Annotated in this window: 23 protein-coding genes; 14 read left to right on the top strand and 9 right to left on the bottom strand. The window is 64.1% G+C overall.

Annotated elements, in window-relative coordinates; all coding sequences use genetic code 11:
• Positions 1–137: 137 nt before the first annotated feature.
• The gene (gene serC / locus AC5RTB_RS00230; RefSeq protein ID WP_494059055.1) at positions 138–1,265 is read left to right on the top strand and encodes a phosphoserine transaminase; all 1,128 of its coding nucleotides are present in this window, start codon (positions 138–140) and stop codon (positions 1,263–1,265) included.
• Here the strand turns inward: serC and AC5RTB_RS00225 are convergent.
• The 3 genes from AC5RTB_RS00225 to AC5RTB_RS00215 are packed head-to-tail and all read right to left on the bottom strand — an operon-like array spanning position 1,262 to position 3,615.
• On the bottom strand, positions 1,262–2,548 hold the full coding sequence (locus AC5RTB_RS00225) for an MFS transporter (protein WP_494059054.1): 1,287 nt from the start codon (positions 2,546–2,548) through the stop codon (positions 1,262–1,264). The genes serC and AC5RTB_RS00225 overlap by 4 nt on opposite strands.
• A gap of 33 nt (positions 2,549–2,581) precedes the next feature.
• Positions 2,582–3,226 carry a DUF3027 domain-containing protein gene (locus AC5RTB_RS00220; protein ID WP_494059053.1) on the bottom strand — a complete coding sequence of 215 codons (645 nt, stop codon included), beginning with the start codon at positions 3,224–3,226 and terminating at the stop codon, positions 2,582–2,584.
• Between the two features lie 5 nt (positions 3,227–3,231).
• Entirely contained in the window at positions 3,232–3,615 is a 384-nt protein-coding gene (locus AC5RTB_RS00215) for a cold-shock protein (RefSeq protein WP_309070157.1), read from the bottom strand.
• 179 nt (positions 3,616–3,794) lie between these two features.
• On the opposite strand from AC5RTB_RS00215, the gene AC5RTB_RS00210 reads away from it, so the two are divergent.
• The 6 genes from AC5RTB_RS00210 to AC5RTB_RS00185 all read left to right on the top strand — a co-directional run bounded on the left by AC5RTB_RS00210 (position 3,795) and on the right by AC5RTB_RS00185 (position 10,884).
• Positions 3,795–4,070 carry a hypothetical protein gene (locus tag AC5RTB_RS00210; RefSeq protein WP_494059052.1) on the top strand — a complete coding sequence of 92 codons (276 nt, stop codon included), beginning with the start codon at positions 3,795–3,797 and terminating at the stop codon, positions 4,068–4,070.
• Between the two features lie 83 nt (positions 4,071–4,153).
• The gene (locus AC5RTB_RS00205; protein ID WP_494059051.1) at positions 4,154–6,544 is read left to right on the top strand and encodes a helicase-associated domain-containing protein; all 2,391 of its coding nucleotides are present in this window, start codon (positions 4,154–4,156) and stop codon (positions 6,542–6,544) included.
• The gene (locus tag AC5RTB_RS00200) at positions 6,537–8,180 is read left to right on the top strand and encodes a DNA repair helicase XPB (RefSeq protein WP_494059050.1); all 1,644 of its coding nucleotides are present in this window, start codon (positions 6,537–6,539) and stop codon (positions 8,178–8,180) included. Before AC5RTB_RS00205 ends, AC5RTB_RS00200 begins: the two co-directional genes overlap by 8 nt.
• A 63-nt stretch (positions 8,181–8,243) precedes the next feature.
• On the top strand, positions 8,244–8,954 hold the full coding sequence (locus AC5RTB_RS00195; protein WP_494059049.1) for a response regulator transcription factor: 711 nt from the start codon (positions 8,244–8,246) through the stop codon (positions 8,952–8,954).
• Between the two features lie 20 nt (positions 8,955–8,974).
• Complete coding sequence (locus AC5RTB_RS00190; RefSeq protein ID WP_494059048.1) at positions 8,975–10,420, top strand: sensor histidine kinase; 1,446 nt, start codon at positions 8,975–8,977, stop codon at positions 10,418–10,420.
• Positions 10,421–10,593: 173 nt separating this feature from the next.
• Positions 10,594–10,884: a WXG100 family type VII secretion target gene (locus tag AC5RTB_RS00185; protein WP_494059047.1), complete on the top strand. Its 291-nt coding sequence runs from the start codon at positions 10,594–10,596 to the stop codon at positions 10,882–10,884.
• A gap of 98 nt (positions 10,885–10,982) precedes the next feature.
• Here AC5RTB_RS00185 and groL read toward each other — a convergent pair whose 3' ends face one another.
• From groL to AC5RTB_RS00165, 4 genes are all read right to left on the bottom strand, one after another.
• The gene (gene groL, locus AC5RTB_RS00180) at positions 10,983–12,617 is read right to left on the bottom strand and encodes a chaperonin GroEL (RefSeq protein WP_490892107.1); all 1,635 of its coding nucleotides are present in this window, start codon (positions 12,615–12,617) and stop codon (positions 10,983–10,985) included.
• Positions 12,618–12,915: 298 nt separating this feature from the next.
• Positions 12,916–13,122, bottom strand: a complete 207-nt coding sequence (locus tag AC5RTB_RS00175; RefSeq protein ID WP_090585827.1) for a cold-shock protein — start codon at positions 13,120–13,122, stop codon at positions 12,916–12,918.
• Between the two features lie 124 nt (positions 13,123–13,246).
• On the bottom strand, positions 13,247–13,927 hold the full coding sequence (locus AC5RTB_RS00170; protein ID WP_494059046.1) for a LytR C-terminal domain-containing protein: 681 nt from the start codon (positions 13,925–13,927) through the stop codon (positions 13,247–13,249).
• A 37-nt stretch (positions 13,928–13,964) separates the two neighbouring features.
• On the bottom strand, positions 13,965–14,270 hold the full coding sequence (locus tag AC5RTB_RS00165) for a DUF3263 domain-containing protein (RefSeq protein ID WP_494059738.1): 306 nt from the start codon (positions 14,268–14,270) through the stop codon (positions 13,965–13,967).
• 127 nt (positions 14,271–14,397) lie between these two features.
• Between AC5RTB_RS00165 and AC5RTB_RS00160 the strand changes: the two genes are divergently transcribed.
• A complete protein-coding gene (locus AC5RTB_RS00160) occupies positions 14,398–15,135 on the top strand; it encodes a uracil-DNA glycosylase (protein ID WP_494059045.1) in 738 nt (245 codons plus the stop codon).
• Positions 15,136–15,141: 6 nt separating this feature from the next.
• Here AC5RTB_RS00160 and AC5RTB_RS00155 read toward each other — a convergent pair whose 3' ends face one another.
• Together AC5RTB_RS00155 and AC5RTB_RS00150 are read right to left on the bottom strand one after the other, a co-directional pair.
• A complete protein-coding gene (locus tag AC5RTB_RS00155; protein WP_494059044.1) occupies positions 15,142–16,749 on the bottom strand; it encodes a threonine/serine exporter family protein in 1,608 nt (535 codons plus the stop codon).
• Between the two features lie 57 nt (positions 16,750–16,806).
• Complete coding sequence (locus tag AC5RTB_RS00150; protein ID WP_494059043.1) at positions 16,807–17,880, bottom strand: lipid II:glycine glycyltransferase FemX; 1,074 nt, start codon at positions 17,878–17,880, stop codon at positions 16,807–16,809.
• Positions 17,881–17,991: 111 nt separating this feature from the next.
• On the opposite strand from AC5RTB_RS00150, the gene AC5RTB_RS00145 reads away from it, so the two are divergent.
• From AC5RTB_RS00145 to AC5RTB_RS00120, 6 genes are all read left to right on the top strand, one after another.
• On the top strand, positions 17,992–18,996 hold the full coding sequence (locus AC5RTB_RS00145; protein ID WP_494059042.1) for an aldo/keto reductase family protein: 1,005 nt from the start codon (positions 17,992–17,994) through the stop codon (positions 18,994–18,996).
• Positions 18,993–19,844, top strand: coding sequence for an NAD-dependent epimerase/dehydratase family protein (locus tag AC5RTB_RS00140; protein ID WP_494059041.1), 852 nt, complete (start codon positions 18,993–18,995; stop codon positions 19,842–19,844). The genes AC5RTB_RS00145 and AC5RTB_RS00140 overlap by 4 nt, the downstream gene beginning before the upstream one ends.
• Positions 19,845–19,964: 120 nt before the next feature.
• Positions 19,965–20,384: a hypothetical protein gene (locus AC5RTB_RS00135; protein WP_494059040.1), complete on the top strand. Its 420-nt coding sequence runs from the start codon at positions 19,965–19,967 to the stop codon at positions 20,382–20,384.
• Positions 20,385–20,443: 59 nt separating this feature from the next.
• On the top strand, positions 20,444–20,764 hold the full coding sequence (locus tag AC5RTB_RS00130) for a hypothetical protein (protein WP_494059039.1): 321 nt from the start codon (positions 20,444–20,446) through the stop codon (positions 20,762–20,764).
• A gap of 76 nt (positions 20,765–20,840) precedes the next feature.
• Entirely contained in the window at positions 20,841–21,287 is a 447-nt protein-coding gene (locus tag AC5RTB_RS00125) for a hypothetical protein (RefSeq protein ID WP_494059038.1), read from the top strand.
• Positions 21,284–21,895: a hypothetical protein gene (locus AC5RTB_RS00120; RefSeq protein ID WP_494059037.1), complete on the top strand. Its 612-nt coding sequence runs from the start codon at positions 21,284–21,286 to the stop codon at positions 21,893–21,895. The genes AC5RTB_RS00125 and AC5RTB_RS00120 overlap by 4 nt, the downstream gene beginning before the upstream one ends.
• Positions 21,896–21,901 lie beyond the last annotated feature (6 nt).

Raw genomic sequence — 21,901 nt, 5'->3', positions numbered from 1 at the left:
GGTTAACCCATTTAGTTGGCCGGTTTGACGGCTGTCCCGTTGCCGCCGAACCCAGCGGTCATAATGCGTCCCCGACGGAAACACTGGGGCAGAATGGTCTGCGACCCCACAACGCAAGTAAACGTCCTGGAGCAACCATGAGCACTTCCGCCGACATCCGCATCCCCGCCGAGCTGCTGCCACAGGATGGACGGTTCGGCGCGGGTCCTTCCAAGGTCCGCCCGGAGCAGCTGGATGCTCTCAAGAGTGCAGGTAGCGCGCTGCTTGGAACCTCCCACCGCCAGGCCCCGGTGAAGAACCTCGTCGGTTCGGTGCGGTCCGGCCTGATGGATTTTTTCGGCGCCCCCGAGGGTTACGAGGTTGTCCTTGGCGTCGGCGGGTCCACTGCGTTCTGGGATGTTGCCTCGTTCGGTCTGGTCCAATCCCGCGCGCAGCACCTTTCCTTCGGTGAGTTCGGGTCCAAGTTCGCTGCGGCGACCTCGAAGGCACCCTTCCTCGGGGAGTCCACAGTTATCACCTCCGAGCCCGGTTCACGACCGGCCCCCACTGCCGAGTCCGGCATCGACTTTTATGCCTGGCCGCAGAACGAGACGTCCACCGGTGTGGCGGCGCCCGTTGAACGCGTGGCAGGAGCAGACGACGGCGCACTCGTCGCCATCGACGCGACCTCCGCGGCGGGCGGGCTGGCAGTGGATGTCACGCAGGCCGATGTCTACTACTTCGCTCCGCAGAAGAACTTCGCGTCCGACGGCGGGCTCTGGCTTGGCCTGTTCTCCCCTGCAGCGCTGGAACGGGCAGCTGCAATCAAGGCATCGGATCGCTGGATCCCGGATTTCCTGGACCTCCAGACCGCCATCGACAATTCGAGGCTGAACCAGACGTACAACACCCCGGCGCTTGCCACCCTCGTCACGCTGAACGCGCAGATCGAATGGCTCAACAGCAACGGCGGCCTCGACTTCGCCGCGAAGCGCACGGCCGATTCCGCGGGCCGCGTATACGGCTGGGCCGACGCTTCCACCGTTGCCACCCCGTTTGTGCAGGACCCGGACCACCGGTCCAACGTCATCGCCACGATCGACTTCGATGACACCGTGAATGCCTCAGCTGTGGCCAAGACGCTGCGTGCGAACGGGATTGTCGACATCGAACCGTACCGGAAGCTCGGCCGCAACCAGCTGCGCATCGCAACCTTCGTAGCCGTCGAACCCGCCGATGTGTCGGCGTTGCTGCAGTGCATCGATTACGTGGTGGAACGCTCCTAGCCGTTCCGCTCCGCGGTGTTCCGCGCTGTGGCGGCCAGGGTCAACCTGAGCCGCCGCGGGGCGGAGTGAACCAGCCGCACGCTGACGTGGTGAGACCGCCACACCCAGACCAGCCCGGCAATAGCTGCGACGAAGCCTGATGCGGCGGCAACCACAAGCCCCCACCGTGGACCGAAGGCGTTGGTCACCCACCCGACAATCGGTGCCCCGATAGGCGTGCCGCCGAGGAAAATCGCAAAGTACAGCGCCATGACGCGCCCGCGCATCTCCTGCACCGTAGTTGTCTGAACGTACGCATTGGCGCTGGTCATGAGGGTGAGGGCGAAGAGCCCCACCGGGACAAGCGTGACGCCGAAGAGCCAGACAGTGGGCGCCAGCGCTGCCAGCATGCACGCCAGGCCGAACGCTCCCGCAGCCCCGAAGACGAACCTGAGGCGCGGCCTTTCCCGCCGCGCAGAGAGAAGGGCGCCGGCCACGGAACCGACCGCCATGATTGAGGACAGCGCGCCGAAGATACCTGCGCCTGTGTTGAACTCGGTGCGTGCCATTGCGGCGATGTAGACCGCAAAGTTGAGGCCGAAGGTCCCGACGACGAAGATCGCGAACATCACCATCATCAGGTCCGGACGCTGCCGCACGTAGCGGAATCCCGCCCGGATTTTGCCGCGTCCGGGCGCTGACCGGTTGAGGACGCGCAGTTCGCTTTGCCGGATCGTGGCAAGGACAAAGATCATCGCCCCGAATGTGACGGCGTTGATCATGAACACCGAGCCCGGGCCGACGGCGACCGTGAGCAGTCCGGCAATGGCCGGGCCGAACATCCGTGCGCCGTTGAACGAAGCGCTGTTGAGAGCGACTGCGTTTGGGAGGTATTCGTCGCGCACCAGTTCGGAGACGAAGGCCTGGCGTGCGGGAGCGTCGATTGCGGAGACAAGACCGAGTGCGAGCGCGAACGCGTAGACATGCCAGAGCTCCGCCAACCCGAGCACCACGAGGATACCGAGGCCGACGCCGAGCACCGCCATCGAGCTCTGCGTACCGATCAGCAACTTGCGGCGATCGACCGAATCGGCGATCAGGCCTGCCCACGGGGCGATGAAGAGCTGCGGACCCAACTGCAGGGCCATGACGATTCCCATTGCCGCGGCATCCTGGTCGGTAAGGATGTCGTACACGAGCCAGTCCTGGGCCGTGCGCTGCATCCACGTACCCACATTGGAGATGAGGGCGCCGATAAACCAGAGCCGGTAGTTGTGGATGTGCAGGGATCGGAACATGCCCATCAGGCAAGCCTCCTTCCTGCGGTTCTCCACACCCTAGGCAACCGGGGAGTCGCCTCCGGGGGTACTTGGGTCTTCGTCGATGGTGTGCTCGTCCGAATGCTCCTCCGAGGCTTCGCCGTCAGCGGTGACGTCGACCTCGACGGCGCGCTCGGTGTCAGGCTCGGCGACAGCGCCGCCGTCGGTCTCGTCCTCGCCAGCGGTCTCCGCGCCGGCGTCGGCATCCGGAGCCGTCGCGGCTTCCTCCCGGGTTCCAACTTCCTCGGGGGTGTCCTCCGGGCGTACGCGTTCGGACCACGGAACCCAGTCCGGCGCGAGGAGCGATTCCCGCGAGGGCAGCAGGCCTACTTCGCAGATGGTGACATCCTTGCCACGGGGAACGCGTGCGAGGGTGGCGAACCAGTGCCAGCCCACGTAGCCTGGAACGTTCGCGGCGAAACGATGCGTGACAAGCCGCTCGGCCTCGGGGAAAGCACCCAGGTGCTCCCCTACCGGAGTGTCCCCTGCAATCTCGAGCACACCGTTGCGCGCGGTGTCCACCGCCGCAGCCAGCACAGCATCAGGCTTGGAAGGCTTCCGGATGGGCCTGCGCTTGGGCGCCGCAACAGCGGGAGCTGCCGGGGCCGCTGATTCCGCTGGTCCTGCCTCCGCTGTTTCCGTCGACGCCGGGGATTCAGTCATGGGACTTAAACGTCCAGGTCATCGGCGACGGCGCGCAGCACTGCGGCAACCTTCGCGGAGTGCGACTTGTCGGGGTACCGACCGCGACGCAGACCGTTGGACACATCATCCAGCAAACGGATGAGGTCCTCGGTGATCACGGCCATGTCTTCCGCCTTCTTGCGCGTTGCCTTGGCAACGGAGGGCTGCGCGTCAAGAATGCGTGCGGATAGCGCCTGAAGGCCCTTACGTCCGTCCGCGACGCCGAACTCCAGCCGGGCGCCTACCTTGACCTCGGTGACTCCGGCAGGGAGCGCCGAGGCATGCAGGAAAACTTCCTTGCCGTCATCCGTCGCCAGAAAGCCGAAACCCTTCTCAGAGTCGAACCACTTGACCTTGCCGATAGGCACGTAATTACCTCGTTCTCGAACTGCTTGGCGCATGCCGGCCGGGCTTCGCAACGGTCATCGATCGCAATCGAGACGTTGCCGGCCAGCCAGGGCATACGCAGGGAAAAAGTCTGCCTTAGTAGGATACCCGGCACCAGAGCGCGGAGTGGCGAGGAGCTCCCTTGTACGCTAGGAGCATCATGACGCACAATCCTCCCTCTGTTCCAGCGAACGACGGCGCCGGCCCGGTCCGCAATCCCGGACAGACCCAGCGTGCGCGGCTTGTCCTGCTGATTGCCGCGGTCGTTCTTGCAGTTATTGGGCTCCTCTCCCTTGTGGTGGTGCTCCTGTCCGCCTGGGTCGGAGCAGACCCGTGGCCGGGCTTCATGACGGCTGCCTACTTCTGCCTGCCGCTCGGATTCCTGCTGATGATCGTCAACGTAGTTATCAGCGTCATCTCCCGCGGCCGCAGCTGAACTTCCCCGAACAGGCACGCGCGCCGCCGAGTTCACAAACAGCCGTGACCGCGTCCACCCGCGGTGCGAGTAACGTTAATGTGGTGTCCGCCATCCGTGCCCTCGCCGAGGATCTGGCCTCCCGTAGTGACGCCGAACTCCGAAAGCTGATGGCCGCGCGCCCGGATGTGGTGCTCCCTCCCGTACCGGATTTCGCGGCCCTCGCGGCGCGCGCCTCAACGCGGGTGAGCGTGCAGCGTGCACTGGAAGGGCTGAGTTCCCCGCAACTGATGGTGCTTGAGGCGGTGGTTCTTACCACCGACCTCGACGCTCCCGCCGGAAGCACGGCGGCAACCCTCAAAACAGCAATCGCTTCCATGAGCGCCAAGATCCTTGAGCCCTATCTCACCCAGCTGCAGGAACTGGCGCTCCTGAGAGCGGGCCCCGTGGTGAAGAGCCGCCGGTCCTACTTCCCGCTGGAGACCCTGCACGAAGCGCTCGGCCCCTACCCCGCCGGCCTGGGACGTCCGCTGGCAACGCTGGCCCAGCAATACCCGGAGTACGGCGAGCGCATCCGGTCCGGAGTTGAGTCCCTGCGCGCCTCGGGCATCCCGCTTCCTTCGGGCTCGTCCACACCTTCGGCAGATCCGGCAAGGGACCTCGCCGCGATCCTCAAGCAATCCTGGGATACGGTGCTGGACCTGGCCCCCGACAAAACGCGGGAGCTCCTGCAGAAGCTCGCGGCTTCCCCCGTCGGATCGGCGAAAGCAGGTGCACCGGGCGCCGCAACCCCGCTGGAGTGGCTGCTTGCGAGTGGGCTGCTCATCCGCCTCGACGCGAACCATGTCGAGCTGCCCCGGGAAGTCGGCATAGCAGCGCGCGGGGGCTTGGTCATTCCGTCCCTGCCGATGTCACCACCGGTTCCGCAGCTGACCTCCGTACGCGCCAGCCTTCGGGACAACGCCGCCTTCGGTGCCATTGCCGAGACCCTTCGCCTCATCACCGAGCTCCTGACGTCAGTGCAGTCAGAGCCGATCGCAACCCTCCGCACCGGCGGAGTAGGCGTCCGTGAGATCCGGCGGCTCGCTGACACCCTCCGGATTGACCGGGAACAGGTGGCCTGGCTGCTTGAGTTGGCCGCGCTGGCCCGGCTCATCGTGCTGGATCCGGACAGCTCGCGGTGGATGGCCACGGCCGACGGCTTCTGGCACCTTTCCGAACGCGACGAACAGTGGGTGCGGCTGGCGCGCGCGTGGCTCGACGCCGAACGTGCCCCCTCCCTCGTGGGCGGGCAGCTGCCCACCGGCAGTACGGTCAATGCCCTGTCGTCAGAGGCGACGCGAACGGATGCGCCGGCCGTCCGCCGTCGTACTTTGTCAGCCGCGCTGGCGCTGTCAACGGAAACCGGGCACGACGCCGGCCGCGCCTGCGTCCTTGACGCTCCTTCCCTGATCGAGCGCCTCACCTGGCAGCAACCCCGCTTGCGACGGCGCTTCACACGGCTGGTTCCGGGCATGGTCGAGGAGATGGGGCACCTGGGCCTGCTGGGCTCCGGTGCCCTGACCGAGTTGGGAGGCGCGGTCGCCGAGGACCGGTTCGACGACGCCGTCGCGGTTCTTCGCGATGCGTTGCCCGAACCGCTCACGCACTTCATGCTGCAGGCTGACCTGACGGCCGTGGCCCCGGGCTACCTCGAACCGCACGTTGCGCAGGAGCTGGCCCTGCTCGCTTCCGCGGAGGGGCAGGGCCCGGCGACCGTGTACCGTTTTTCCGCCCAGTCCGTGCGCCGCGCGCTCGACGACGGCCAGGACGCCGCGGGCGTCCTCTCCTTCCTCCAAAAGCACTCTGCAACCGACGTTCCGCAACCGCTGCGCTATCTCGTCGAGGACACCGCCTCCCGCTATGGTTCGTTGCGCGTCGGCCCCGCCCACAGTTATGTGCGCAGTGACGACGACGCCGCGCTCACCGCGCTTCTTTCCGATCCGGCCGCCGCGGCGCTGGGCCTCGTCCGGCTTGCACCAACAGTCGTGACTGCCCAGGCGACGCCAACGGAACTCGCGAGCGCCCTTCGCGAGCTCGGTTACTCTCCCGCACTGGAGGGAGGAGCTGCGCAGAGACCGGCGTCCCGGGCTGTAGGCGGCTCCGCGCCGTCGTCGTCCGCGGTGCGAACCAACCCGTGGGTCCTCACGGAAGAGGACGTCGAAGCGCAAATGAACGTACTGCGTGGCAGCGCCCGGCCGGGTCCGGGAGCAGGAGCCGAAAGCGAAGCGATGATTGGCCTGGAGACGCTGCGAACGGCTATCCGGACCAAACAGGCCGTCCGGATGGGTTTTGCGGACAGCTCGGGGAATTCCACCCGTCAGGTCTTTGTTCCACTGTCGGTTAATGGGGGACGTGTACGCGTCTTCGACCCGGAGAAGGAAACCGAGCGCGTGATCTCCGTGCACCGGATTATGGATGTGGAAACTGTGGAAGGGGCTTCAACGGATGCCTAATGGGCCGCTTATTGTCCAGAGCGACAAGACGATCCTGCTGGAGGTCGATCACGAGCAGGCCACCGAGGCCCGGCATGCCATCGCCGCTTTTGCGGAGCTGGAGCGGGCGCCCGAGCACATGCACAGTTACCGGCTCACGCCACTCGGCCTGTGGAATGCCCGCGCCGCCGGGCTGGACGCGGAGCAGGTGCTGGACACGCTGCTTAAGTATTCACGCTTCCCTGTGCCGCATGCCCTCCTCGTCGACATTGAGGAGACCATGTCCCGATACGGGCGGCTGCGTCTGGAGAAGGACGCGCAGCACGGCCTCGTGCTGCGCACCAATGACTACCCTGTCCTCGAAGAAGTACTGCACGCGAAGAAGATCGAGCCCCTCCTCGGTCCGCGGATCGACGGCGAGACGGTGGTGGTGCACTCCTCGCAGCGCGGGCAACTGAAACAGCTTCTCCTCAAGCTGGGATGGCCTGCCGAGGATTTCGCGGGCTACGTCGACGGCACGCCGCACCCCATCGTGCTGAACGAGGACGGCTGGGCTTTGCGCCCCTACCAGAAGGTGGCTACGGAGAACTTCTGGGCGGGCGGTTCTGGCGTCGTCGTGCTCCCTTGCGGCGCGGGCAAGACCCTCGTCGGCGCTGCAGCCATGGCGACGAGCTCCACCACCACGCTCATCCTCGTGACCAACACTGTGTCCGCCCGGCAGTGGAAAGACGAACTGCTCAAGCGGACATCGCTGACGGAGGACGAGATCGGCGAGTACTCCGGATCCGTCAAGGAGGTCCGGCCTGTCACGATTGCCACCTATCAGGTCCTGACCCTTCGCCGAGGCGGGCTCTATCCCCACCTCGAACTGCTCGACGCAAATGACTGGGGCCTCATCGTCTATGACGAGGTGCACCTGCTTCCCGCGCCGATCTTCCGCATGACGGCCGACCTGCAGGCCCGCAGGCGCCTTGGCCTCACCGCAACCCTCGTACGCGAGGACGGCCGGGAGGGCGAGGTGTTCTCCCTGATCGGACCGAAACGCTATGACGCGCCGTGGAAGGACATCGAGGCTCAGGGCTACATAGCACCTGCGGACTGCGTCGAGGTTCGCGTGGACCTCCCCCGTGATGAGCGGGTTGCGTACGCCATGGCCGACGACGGCGACAAGTACCGGCTCTGCGCCACCTCCGAGACAAAGACGTCGGTGGTGGAGAAGCTGGTCGCCTCCCACAAGGGCGAGCAGCTCCTGGTCATCGGACAGTACATCGACCAGCTCGACGAGTTGGGTGAGCGGCTCGACGCCCCGATCATCAAGGGCGAAACGTCGGTGAAGGAACGGCAGCGGCTTTTCAATGCCTTCCGCTCTGGGGAACTGCACACCCTGGTGGTATCGAAGGTGGCAAACTTCTCGATCGACCTGCCGGAGGCCTCAGTGGCAATCCAGGTATCGGGTTCGTTCGGCTCCCGACAGGAGGAGGCCCAGCGCCTGGGTCGGCTGCTGCGTCCCAAAGGTGACGGACGCGCGGCGCGGTTCTACACCGTCGTCGCGCGTGACACCCTGGACCAGGATTTCGCCGCCAAACGGCAGCGGTTCCTGGCGGAGCAGGGCTATGCCTACACGATCATGGACGCCGCGGATATTGCGAAGAGCTGACTTCTCACGGACGTTCGGGGAACATCCAGAAAACTCCCAGCAACTGGGAGCAGACTGGGAACCGTGAACAAATCAGGACCTGAAGCCAAGCTGCTTGTAGTTGACGACGAGCCGAACATCCGGGAACTGCTCTCCACCTCGCTGCGGTTCGCGGGATTCGACGTGGTCGCCGCCGCGAACGGGCGCGACGCCCTTGCCGCTGCCGAGACGCACAACCCTGACCTCGCCGTGCTCGACGTGATGCTGCCGGACATGGACGGCTTCACAGTCACCCGTCGGCTCCGCGCCGCCGGCCGCCACTTCCCGGTTGTCTTCCTGACCGCACGCGATGACACCGATGACAAGGTCACCGGCCTCACGGTGGGCGGCGATGACTACGTCACCAAACCCTTCAGCCTGGACGAGGTGGTCGCCCGGATCCGCGCGGTCCTCCGCCGCACCCAGCCTCACGACGACGACGGCGCCGTCATCCGCGTCGATGACCTCGAACTGGACGACGACGCCCACGAGGTGCGCCGAGGCGGCCAGGTCATCGACCTCTCCCCCACCGAATTCAAGCTCCTGCGTTACCTGATGATGAATCCCAACCGCGTGCTCTCGAAGGCGCAGATCCTCGACCACGTGTGGGAGTACGACTTCAACGGGGACGCCTCCATTGTGGAGTCCTACATCTCCTACCTGCGGCGCAAGATCGACAAGAACCCGGACGCCCCGGCCCTGATCCAGACCAAGCGCGGGGTCGGTTACCTGCTGCGCACCGCTGACAAGCGCTAGCAATCATTCCCGTACCCGCTGTGATTCGTCGCTGGAAATCTGCCTCACTCCGCACGCAGCTGATCGCCATCATGACCCTGCTCATGGTGTTCACCGTTGCCATCACGGGCATTGTGACGATCTCCCTGCTTCGGAACAGCCTTGTTGTTCAAATGGACCAGGACATCGAAGCTAACGCACAGTCGGTGACCAACAGCATCGGCGCCATGGGCAGCGACACCAGCCAGAACCTGTTCCGCTTCTACGGCGTATGGCTTGATGCCGATGGTGAAACAGTCCGCTCCACACACCCCGCCGGCCTTTCTGAGGTGCCTGAACTTCCTCGTCTTGACCGGGACGATGTTGATCGACTCGGCCAGAAGGGTTTCACCGTCCCCGGGAGCAGGGGTGAGAGCGAGTGGCGCGTCATTGTGTTCCCGCTCGTTGAGGACGACAGTTCCGTTGCCGTTGCCACGCCGATGTCCACGGTGAACGACACCGTCTCCGAGGCAGGCCGCATCATCTTCACGGTCGGACTCTTTTCGATCGCCGCGGCCTCAATCGTCGCCTACCTTGCGGTCACCCGGCAGTTTCGCCCGCTCAGCCGGGTGGAACGAACGGCGGCCGCGATCGCCGGCGGTGACCTTTCGCGGCGCGTCGAGGTTGAGCGCCCCGCCACCGAGGTGGGCAGGCTGTCCCGCTCCCTAAACGCGATGCTCGCGCACATCGAGTCGGCATTCGCCGCCAGGATGGAGTCGGAGCGGAAGATGCGACGCTTTGTTGCGGACGCCTCGCACGAACTGCGCACTCCCCTGGTCACCATCCGCGGATTCTCAGAGCTCTACCGCCACGGTGCCCTCCAGAACGACGACGACGTCAAAGCCGCGATGGGTCGCATCGAAAGTGAAGCCAAGCGCATGGGGCAGCTGGTCGAGGACCTGCTGACACTGGCACGCATCGATGAGCAGCGGCCATTGGAGTCCCAGCCACTTGATCTGCTGGTGCTGGGCAATGACGCCGCCATGGACGCGCGCGCCATCGCGCCTGAACGGGACATCAGGGTGATAGGGCTCGACGGCGGCGCTGCCCGGCATACGCCGACCGTCGGCGACGAGGCCCGCCTCCGCCAGGTGGTCGGAAACCTGATGACCAATGCCCTGCGCTATACGCCCGAAGGGTCACCGATCGAGATTGCGGTCGGCGTTGCTCCAGTCATCCACGGCAGGAGCGATTCCGTGCTTGAGGTTCGCGACCACGGTCCCGGAATCTCCGAGGAAGACGCCGCACGCGTTTTTGAGCGCTTCTACCGGGCAGACTCGTCGCGCTACCGGGAAACCGGCGGCACGGGTCTGGGTCTGGCGATTGTCGCCGCCCTGGTTGCACAGCACGACGGAAGCGTGCGGTTGGAAGAAACTCCCGGAGGTGGCGCCACCCTGTCGATCAGGCTGCCGCACGACGCCGAGAGCGTCCCTCCGGCTGACGACTGACTTCTCGACTGCTCCTCGAGCAACAACATCTGTAGTATCGCCGGCCGGTCCTCCACAGCGAACCAGGCAGGTGCGGTTTACCCACATTCGCCCGGTTGCGGGCCCGTCGGCCTCCCGGCGCGCCTAGCGTCAGGAGCGCAGGGCATCCCGCAGGAGAAACTCAGGAGGAACAGATGGCCTATTTCAACGTCAACACCGACTCATTGGCGGCCAAGAGCGCAGATGTGCAGAACACCATTGCGCGGCTTCAGGCGGAGGTGAACGCCATGCAGTCAGGCCTGAGGTCCCTTGAGTCCGAGTGGCAGGGCCAGGCATCGCAGAACTTCCAGCAGCTGGTGACAGACTGGCGTGCCACCCAGGCCAGGGTGGAGGAGTCACTGACCAGCATCAATCAGGCGCTCGGCGTTGCAACAGAACAGTACACGCAGGCTGAGCTCAGCAATGCCCGCATGTTCATTCACTAGCCCTTGCCGCAATCTGAACAGCAGAAGGCCGCTCACCCGTAAGGGTGAACGGCCTTCTGCCTGTCTATGCAGTTGAAGCTGCTGGTGAGGCGGGAAGCTTAGAAGCCGCCCATACCGCCCATGCCGCCCATTTCGTCGCCGCCGCCTGCGGGAGCAGCCTTCTCAGGCTTGTCCGCGACAACAGCTTCGGTGGTGAGGAACAGGCCCGCGATGGAGGCAGCGTTCTGCAGAGCAGAGCGGGTAACCTTCACGGGGTCGTTCACACCGGCAGCCAGGAGGTCCTCGTAGTCACCGGTTGCGGCGTTGAGGCCGTGGCCTGCGGGCAGTCCGCGAACCTTCTCGATAACGACGCCGGGCTCGAGGCCAGCGTTGAAAGCGATCTGCTTGAGCGGGGCGTCGATGGCGATGCGTACGATGTTTGCACCGGTCGCTTCGTCGCCTTCGAGGTTGAGGTTGGCGAATGCCTTGGCGCCGGCCTGGATCAGGGCCACACCACCACCGGCAACAATGCCCTCTTCAACAGCAGCCTTCGCGTTGCGGACGGCGTCCTCGATGCGGTGCTTGCGTTCCTTGAGCTCAACCTCGGTTGCAGCGCCTGCCTTGATGACTGCAACGCCGCCGGCCAGCTTGGCCAGGCGCTCCTGCAGCTTCTCGCGGTCGTAGTCGGAATCAGAGTTCTCGATCTCGGCACGGATTTGTGCAACGCGGCCGGCGATTTCCTCTGCGTTACCGGCACCCTCAACGATGGTGGTCTCGTCCTTGGTGACAACAACCTTGCGTGCCTGGCCCAGGAGGTCCAGGGTGGCGCTCTCCAGCTTGAGGCCAACTTCTTCGGCGATGACCTGGCCACCGGTTAGGATGGCGATGTCAGCCAGCTGGGCCTTGCGGCGGTCGCCGAAGCCCGGAGCCTTGACGGCGACGGACTTGAAGGTGCCGCGGATCTTGTTGACTACGAGGGTAGCCAGTGCTTCACCCTCGATGTCTTCAGCGATGATCAGCAGCGGCTTGCCGGACTGCATGACCTTCTCGAGGACAGCAACGAGGTCCTTGACGTTGGAGATCTTTGAGTTGACGATCAGGATGTAGGGATCTTCGAGGACCGTCTCCTGGCGCTCTGCGTCGGTGACGAAGTAGCCGGAGATGTAGCCCTTGTCGAAGCGCATGCCCTCGGTGAGTTCAAGCTCGAGGCCGAAGGTGTTGGACTCCTCGACGGTGATGACGCCTTCCTTGCCAACCTTGTCAAGGGCTTCGGCGATGAGGTCACCGATCTGCTGGTCACCGGCGGAGATCGAAGCCGTAGCTGCGATTTCTTCCTTGGTCTCGATTTCCTTGGCGGAAGCGAGGAGCTCGGCGGTGACGGCGTCAACGGCCTTCTCGATGCCGCGCTTGAGGCTCAGCGGGTCAGCACCGGCGGCTACGTTGCGCAGGCCTTCCTTGACGAGTGCCTGGGCGAGGACGGTGGCGGTGGTGGTTCCGTCACCGGCGACGTCGTCAGTCTTCTTGGCAACTTCCTTGACCAGCTCGGCGCCGATCTTCTCGAACGGATCGTCGAGTTCGATCTCCTTCGCGATGGAAACACCATCGTTGGTGATCGTGGGAGCGCCCCACTTCTTTTCAAGGACAACGTTGCGCCCGCGGGGGCCCAGCGTAACCTTGACTGCGTCAGCGAGGGTGTTCAACCCGCGCTCGAGGCCGCGGCGTGCCTCTTCATCAAAAGAAATGATCTTGGCCATAACGGCGTAGGTCCTTTCGGGACGGTCATGCGTATGCTGCTACCGGCCTGTGATGCCCGCGACGGACGAGCAGACCCGGGAAGATCTCTGTACCTCCCGAACCGGCCCTCACCACAGAGGTTGCCTGGTTCACTCATGGGGCGGCGCCTTAGCAGTCGTCACACCTGAGTGCTAACTCCATAATTAGCACTCACGCACTACGAGTGCAAGCTGTTCGCCTCAGGGAAAACAACGACGACGGCGCGCCGCCCCTCATAGGGGAAGCGCGCCGTCGTGTTTGGGTATTGCGTGGGTCGGCTCAGGATGCGAGGCGCACCGCCTCAGCCTGCGGCCCCTTCTGACCTTCACCGATCTCGAATTCGACCCGCTGGCCCTCGTCGAGCGCGCGGTAGCCCTCCATCTCGATTGCGGACCAGTGCACAAAGACATCCGCTCCGCCTTCATCAACGGTGATGAAGCCGTATCCCTTTTCAGCGTTGAACCATTTCACGGTTCCCTGCGCCATGTTGTTCTCCCACTGTGTAGATCCCCCGCCGGCTGATCGTGGCGGGGCTGAGATACATCTAATCCCAGAACACCTGACCAGTGATGCAGAACACAATGAATGTTATTGATCCTTAACCGGATGCCTACTGGAAGCCCGGACCAACCACGACTGTGATGTTGCCGAAGCCGGCGTCGCCCTGGACGGTTCCGATGCCCAGAGTACCCGCCAGCGCTTCGGCCGTGGCGCGCTGTTCTTCACTGTTATAGAGGACGATCGACCGCTGCAGCTGTTGACCGGACCAGTTGCCGATCTGGGTCACATTCCAGCCGTCGCCCTGCAGGCGTCCAGCCGCGGTGCTCGCCAGTCCGCCGACCGTCGTAGCGTTCAACACGGCGACGGGCTGCGCGCGGTCGACGGCGTCAGAATCGGTTGCCTCGGCGGTCGGGTCTTCCTCGGACGTCGGTTCAGTGCTGGGAGACCCGAACTCCGTGGGCGTCGGTTCAGTGCTGGGAGACCCGAACTGGGTGGGCGTCGGTTCAGCGCTGGGCTCTCCGGCTGCACCCTCGCTCGCCTCATCCCCGGCTGAGGTGGACGGCATCAGGGCGGGACTGCTGGACTCGGAAGTGACCGCGCTGACCTGCCCGAGACCCAGGCGTGGGAAAAGGAAGTATGCGGCCAGTCCAACCGCGAGGACCAGGATCCCTGCGACGACCTTCAAGGCAAGGCCGCTTGACTGCTGCGGCGCCATCCGCTCACGGTGGACTCCCTGCCGAGCGGCGGATTCGGGCACCCGGTCGAATTCGTCGCGGGGATATTGGGTCATGTGGCGTGGAATCCTCGGCTCGGGAGCGGCGTGCGTTCTAGACGTCAACGCCAAGACGGCGCGCGGAACGGGCGCGTTGGCGGGTTGTACGTAGTCTACGCAATCTCTTCACGAGCATCGGATCGTGGGCGAGGGCGGCTTCAGTATCAATGAGCGCGTTGAGGATCTGATAGTAGTGCGTGGCGGAGAGATCGAACATCTCCCGGATAGCCTGCTCCTTGGCACCCGAATACTTCCACCACTGCCTCTCGAGCTCAAGCATGCGCTGTTCGCGCTCACCCAGACCCAATTCCCGAGTTTCCGCGGAGCCTTCACGATCCGTCTGCGCTGCCGGGCCCTGCATACCCACGACACACCGTCCAATCCACCGTTTCCGCGCGATCTACTTCGTCCATGCTAGTGGCGAATCACACCGTTGTCATTTGCGCTGCCTCTGGAGGCAGCGTCGTGAAACGGGTCAAGATGGACCCATGAACGACGACGGCGCCCCCACCCTGCCCATCCCCCCTGCCCTGGGGGCAGCTCTGCCGTTTGCCGCTCCGGCAACCCTCGACGACGTCATGGCGCCGGACTGGGCTGAGGCTCTGAGACCGGTCCAGCCACACGTTCACGATTTGGCCCGGGCGTTGGCACTCGAACAGCAGAATGGCGTCCAGGTGCTGCCGGGCCCCGACCACATCTTGCGGACCTTTACCTACCCGCTGAGCCATGTGAAGGTCATCATCGTGGGACAGGATCCCTACCCGACGCCCGGCCACTCCGTAGGACTCGCGTTCTCAGTGACCCGGCAGACCAAGTTGCCGCGCAGTTTGGTGAATATCTACAAGGAACTCGCATCAGACCTTGAGGCCCCGGCTCCCACCCACGGTGATCTTTCCGGCTGGGCGGACGAAGGAGTCTTCCTGCTCAACCGGGTCCTCACGGTGCGCGCGGGCGAAACAGGATCCCACCGGAAGCTGGGCTGGAACGCGGTCACTGACGCCGCGGTCCGGGCGCTGGCTGCCCGCGACCAGCCGCTGGTGGCCATCCTCTGGGGCCGCGAGGCCGCGCAGCTCAAACCGCTGCTCGGATCCACGCCGCTCATTGAGTCCGCCCACCCGAGCCCGCTGTCTGCTTCCCGCGGTTTCTTCGGCTCCCGGCCCTTCAGCCGCGCCAACGCACTCCTGGAGCAACAGGGCGCCGCCCCCGTGAACTGGTTGCGTAGCTAGTCCCGGTCAGCGGCGGCGGTTACGACGTCGTTCGTTGCTGCTCAGGTTCTTGGTTAAGGGCCGGGCAAGGTTATCACCGAGGACCACGCCTCCGGCGATGGCGAGGATAATCGTCAGCGCGTTGAACAACCCGATAGCACCGGCTCCGGAAAGGTCAGTCTCGATCGTGAGGTCATACATCGACCGGAAGATCGTGAGTCCCGGGTAGAGGAACATGACGGCCGGCACCGCGACAACAAGCTGCGGAGCGCCCATCCGAAGGGCCACCACCCTCGCAAGCATGCCGATCAGCACAGCCGCTATGGCCGGCGCCAGTCTGTAACCGACGCCGAGGCTCACCACCAGCGAGTAGAGCAGGAACCCTGCGGTCGCGATGAGTGAGGTGGGGACGATGAGTGACATATCCGTCTGCTCGGCGACGCAGATCATCGCGACCGCGATGAAGACGAGCACCGCAACCACGGGCCACGGATACAGGGAGCCCTCCGACGTCGTCACATTCAGCTCGGGGATACCGATGAGGCTTCCGAGCACGAGCGCGACGGAGATGCCGGACACGAGGCCCGCGAAAACGAGGAATGCAGAAAGGAACCGGCCTGCTGCGGTGACCGGGAAGCCGTTAATCGCGTCCTGGGTAGCAGATACCAGCCGACCCGTCGGAAGGAGGAGAAGGATGCCTCCGACCACCACAAGGGCGGGCGAAATCGGGACGTTCAGCCACCACAGGAGCATCGCGATCAGCGTGACCAGCGCCGCCGATGTCGCCGTCGCAAAGAACTCCGGCACCCTCCAGCGACCCAACTGCCGTGAGAGCAGGTCGACACTGATGCAGCTTGCGAACGAAATAAGGGATCCCAGCGGTCCGCCGCCGATGAACGCGACGATAGCCCCCGCGAAGACGCCGAACGCTGCCGTTACCATCCAGCGCGGGAACGGCTTGGGTCGGTGGGTGATCTCGTCGAGCCGCCGGATCGCTTCGGAACGGTCGACGCCGCCGTTGACGATATCGGTCACTAGCTGATGGACCCGGGTCAGCCCGGCATAGTTGTTGGTCCAGGATCGAACCACCCGTAGAACGGTGGTGGGCGTCTGGTCCTTGGCTGAGTAGTTCAGCACCACCGACTGGTTGGTGACGTCCACCTCGATGTGGTCGAGTCCGAACGCGGCGGTCACGGCAATGATGCTCGTCTCCACCTCGAGCGCTCCCGCGCCGTACCGGAACATCGTCTCTGCGAGACTGAGGGCGAAATCGAGCGTGCGGCGAGCGCCGACGTCGGGCCCGCCGGCCTGGATGGTCGGATTCGCGTAGGGGCTGCCTGCGAGCCGCTCTACAAGGTTCATCGCCTGGGTAGGCGGCGCCTCTCCCTGCACCAGGCGCCGCAACATCTTGCGGGCCGCGAGCTGCGAACGGTCAGGACGGGCGGATTCCGGGGTGATCGGCAGAGCGTGTGTCGGATTTGCCGGCGGCTGTCCGGGAGCACCGGCTTTCCTGGCAATCTTCGACTTGGCCTTTCCCGGGGTTACCGGAGGCCTCACAACAGGCAGCTGTTCGGCCACCGGAGAGGGGTTGGTATCCGGGCTCCGGCGCTTGCTGGCACCGGTCTTGTCTGCCACTTCTTATGCACCTTTCATGACGCGAGCTTGCTCGTCGCGCCCGGATTTCATTGCGATTTAGTAGAACGGTTGATGTGTGCGCCGCCAGTAGACCTGGCGCATAACCCGCTCGCCCAGCTTCTGCCATGCACGGTACTTCATCGGACTTAGTACCAGGTCATAACACCCCACGAAATCCGTGACTGTTTTCGTGAAACTCGTCTTGAAGAGGCCAAGCCCGTGGTGCTGGTGGCTTTTATCCTTCAGCTGATCGCTTGGCGGCGTTCCACAGAAATCGTATTCAACAATATTGTGCTCGGTTTTGAGGTCATTGATCGCCTTCCACTGCAGGAGGTGCGAATCTCCGTACTGGGAGCGCCCTGGTTTGGAGCCGCCGTCCTTGTACGTGCCCTTACGGCCGTAGTTGATGACGAATGCGCCAACCGAGGGCTCACCGTCTTCATGTACGAAGTACAGGCGCCCCTGCCCCGCGGATATGAAGTTCGACCAGAAGCGCTTGTAGTACTCGAACGAGCGGAGGCGTGCCGCTGACCGGTCCTCGATATGTGCCATGAGGCGGTACATCGTGCGGAAGTTCTCGTCCGTGGGTTCCATCTGCTGGACAGTGACGCCTTCCCGCTCGGCACGCCGGACGGCGTTGCGGCCGCGTGAGTGCAGGTTGCGAAGCAGCTGATTGGGTTCGGGAGTGGTGTCGAGAATGGCCGTGTGGTCGTTTGGCTGAAGGTTGAAGGATTTGACCAGGCCTGCGCGGCGGAAGAGGGTACGGACGTTCTCGTTGTCCACAATGTCGGGCTCGATCTTCACCGCGAAGACCGTCAGCTTGGAGTCCTGAACGAATTGTTTGCAGGCATCCAGCACCGCCGGAACGTCCTCGGGGGCAGCGACATCGGGGCCCTTGATCAGATACCAGAGGCTCCCGAGCAGCGGGACCTTCTTCTCGAGGACGAGGTTGTAGGTGCTGTATTCGGCGGATTCAAACACCAGGAACAGCGGCTTCCAGCCATGGTGGGACTTCACCTCGGCAAACGCGGCAGACTGCAGCAGGTTGCCGCCGTTGGGGTTGGTTATGACCAGGGAATCCCAGTTCTTGCGTTCTTCCTCAGTGGCAAATCGCGCAGTAAACGTACCCATGGTCCTCAATCACAAACTGGTCGGCAGGCGTCGATTCAGTGTAGCCGTTTGTCCCCAGGGAGCTGACTGCGCCCTATACCGCTGGGGAAGAGGATGGATAGCATCGAAACCATGGAATTCAGATACCTCGGAAACAGCGGACTCAAGATCTCGGAGATCACCTATGGAAACTGGCTGACGCACGGTTCCCAGGTGGAGAACGACGTCGCCACCCAGTGCGTGCGCGCAGCTCTCGACGCGGGCATCAGCACGTTCGACACGGCAGACGTGTACGCCAACACCGCGGCTGAGACCGTACTTGGTGTGGCCCTCAAGGGTGAGCGCAGGCAGTCACTGGAGATTTTCACCAAGGTCTACGGGCCAACCGGCCCCAAGGGCCACAATGACACCGGGCTCTCCCGCAAGCACATCATGGAATCAATCGACGGCTCCCTTCAGCGGCTGCAGACCGATTATGTGGACTTGTACCAGGCCCACCGGTATGACTTTGAGACCCCCCTCGAAGAAACGATGCAGGCCTTCGCCGACGTTGTCAGGCAGGGCAAGGCGCTGTACATCGGAGTAAGTGAGTGGACGGCGGAGCAGTTGCGGGATGGGCATGCGCTTGCCAGGGAGCTTGGCTTCCAGCTCATTTCCAATCAGCCCCAGTACTCCATGCTCTGGCGGGTCATCGAGGAGAAGGTGGTGCCGACCTCTGAGGAACTGGGCATCTCCCAGATCGTGTGGTCACCTGTCGCCCAGGGTGTGCTGACCGGAAAGTATCAGCCCGGCCGGGCACCCGAGGACGGTTCGAGGGCGGCCGATGACAAGGGCGGCGCGGACATGATCAAGCGCTGGATGTCCGACGAGGTCCTGACCGGCGTGCAGAAGCTGCAGCCCCTTGCTGACGAGGCGGGCCTCAGCATGGCGCAGCTTGCCATCGCATGGGTGCTGCAGAACACCAACGTCGCTTCCGCAATTATCGGTGCATCCCGCCCGGAGCAGGTTGAATCGAACGTTGCAGCCGCCGGAGTCAGACTTGAGCCGGCACTCATGAAACAGATCGATGAGGCGATCGGCGACCTTGCCGAAACGGATCCTGCCAAGACCACCTCCCCTGAAACCCGCCAGGCATGAAGCTCGCCGTCACCGGATCCAGCGGCAAGCTTGGACGCAGCGTGGTCTCGGGGCTAAGGGAGGCCGGACACGAAGTCCTCGGCTTCGACCTGCACGGCGAGCGCGGGCCGGGATTCCTCTCGATTGACCTGACCAATTACGGCGACGTTGTCGACGCGTTCATCGGAGTGGACGGTCGGCACTCCGGTTTTGACGCGGTCGTCCATCTCGCCGCGATCCCTGCTCCCGGTCTGCAAGCCGATGCCGCCACCTTCCACAACAACATGCTGGCGACGTACAACGTGTTCCAGGCCTGCAGGAGGGCCGGGATTCGACGGATTGTGTACGCCTCCAGCGAGACCGTTTTGGGGCTTCCCTTCGACGAGGATCCTCCGTACATCCCGGTCGACGAGGAGTATGACGCCCGACCGGAGAGCACCTACTCGCTGGTCAAGCACCTCGAGGAGCAGATGGCCATCCAGCTCACCCGCTGGGACCCAACGCTGAGCATTACGGCCCTGCGGTTCTCCAACGTAATGGACCCGGAGGACTACGCGGCGTTCCCCTCGTTCGACTCGGATCCGCTGCTCCGAAAGTGGAACCTGTGGGGATACATCGACGGACGGGACGGCGCTCAGGCCGTGTTGGGCGCCCTTGAGAACGCTCAGGATGGGTTTGACCGGTTCATCATCGCGGCGTCCGATACGGTGATGAACCGATCGAGCACATCTCTGGCAGCAGAGGTTTTCCCCGACGTCGAGGTCGTCAAGGAGGTCGGCGAGCACGAGACCCTCTTGTCGATAGACAAGGCGCGGCGTCTGCTTGGATTCGAGCCCAAGCACAGCTGGCGGGATCACACAGGCGGATAGACAGTGGTGGTGCTTCCGAGTAGCCGGAAGCACCACTACAGCTAGCCTCCAACTGAAATGATCAGTAGGCTTACTGTCACGGAGCGACGCTCCAGAAAGCAATCGTCGAAAGGATCGGTCATGACTGAGAATCTCCCCGATGAGGAACTGAACGTGGTCGGCGAAGAGCCGGACGCCGTGAACGAGTCGATCGCACCCGAGGCCCTCGACCCCGTGCGGGACGGCCAGCCGGACGATTACCCGACTGCTGCGGAGAATGATCCGGAGAACTGGCAGCAGGACCCGCTGCTCCAGGATGAACCCGGAGTCAGCGCCGGACTTGAGGAGAGCGACCAGAGTTTGCGCGACGAGACGGAGGAGGTGCGCTTCCGCGACGGCGACGAGCAGGTGCCGCCCGAAGAACCCACCATCGGTGAGGCCGCGGCGGACGTCGACTTTGGCGACCCCATGAGCGATGAGGAAGTGGACGCGAGCGATGACGTTGCCAATTTCGGAGGGTCGCCGCTGAGCCAGTTCGAACCCGAGGACCTGGACCGCTAGTCCCGCCCTCGCGCCGACGCGCGCCGGTAGACTGAAACTGTGAAAAAACTCGCCGCGCTATGCCTGCTCGTGCTTTCAGTGCCCTGCTCGTGGGGTGCAACCAGATCGAGGAAACTGCGGGCGGCATAGCCGGTCACACGGCGTCCCAGGTAGCCGGCGCCGCTGCGGAAGAAGTCCGATCACAGGTGTGCTCCATGGTGAGGGATGGAAACATCAGCGCTGAAGACCAGGAACTGCTCGCAGGACTGGTCGACGCTGCCGGAACCGCCGGGCTTCCTGCGGAAATCGCAGACCCGCTCCGCGACACCGCGGAGGCGGGAGATCAGGTGCCGGCCGATTCGGTGAACGCCCTGAATGAGGCGTGCACGCCGTCGTCGTAAACGCCGGAGGTCGCGTTTAGGTGTCGATTGTCCATCAAGTGTTCTATTGAACGGACGGTCGCAGTACCTTTTCCCTATGAGAGGCGGCTCCCCCCGGGTCGTACGTGATGCGACTGCTTATCAGGACGCGGTTTCGCGGTCCATTAGGGCGGCGTGTGCCCGATGGGTCGCGATTGAGGTGGAGTTCGGCCTGTTGAGCGGAGCGGACGTTGATGAACTCCTTGGCCCCCACTTCCCGCCGGCAGGATGCCTCGCCGCCGAGCGGAAGATTCTGGGCGTGGCCACCAAGGCCGGACGCGTCCTGTACCCGGGGTTCCAATTCGACATGGAAGCGCGCGCGATCCGGCCCATCGTCGCCGAAGTGGCGCAGATCGGCCTGGACGGTGGCTGGAAAGACCGCCATATTCTGCAGTGGTTCTGCGTACCGAACGGGTCGCTCCACGGCGAGCGGCCGGTCGATCTTCTGGATGACAGGGAACGGCTGCTCGCTGCAGTCCATGCGGATCTGGAAACAGTGTGGTGAGGCGTCTCGCTATCAGCATGATGGCGGCGGTGCTGTTGCTCTCGGGTTGCGGCGCCGTGGCAGAGCCTGGTGACAGCGTGAGCGAAGAGCCGCTTCCGCCTGCTTCCGAAGAACTGATCGGGCAGGGCATGGTGATCTCGGATGAAGATGGGCCCGTGATGCTCTGCCTTGGACCGGTGATGGAGTCCTACCCCCCACAGTGTTCCGGTCCGGAGATCATCGGATGGGACTGGGACGCCGTCGAGCATTGGGAGAGGTCAGGCGATGTGACCTGGGGTACCTACGCGGTGCACGGCACCTGGGATGGAGACGCGTTCACCCTCACGCGACCGCCGATCCCGTTGGCCCTGTACGACCCTCCGGCGAATATCGATCCACGCACGGAACCGGCGAACCGCGGAGCGGGCGACGACGCCGAACTGGAAGCGCTTCAGCAAGAGCTCCACGAGACGGAGGGCGCCGGGATACTCACATCGTGGGTTGAGAACGGCTACGTGTTCGTCACGGTGGTGTATGACGACGGCACTCTCCAGGACGCTTATGACGCCAAGTACGGGGACAACATGGTGGCCGTTCAATCGGCCCTGCAGCCGGCAGACCCTGGTTGATCCAGA

Source organism: Arthrobacter sp. M71 S08, from assembly GCF_059089725.1.
The sequence above is the reverse complement of the archived record's forward strand: the minus strand, read 5'-3'. Positions and strand labels throughout refer to the sequence as shown.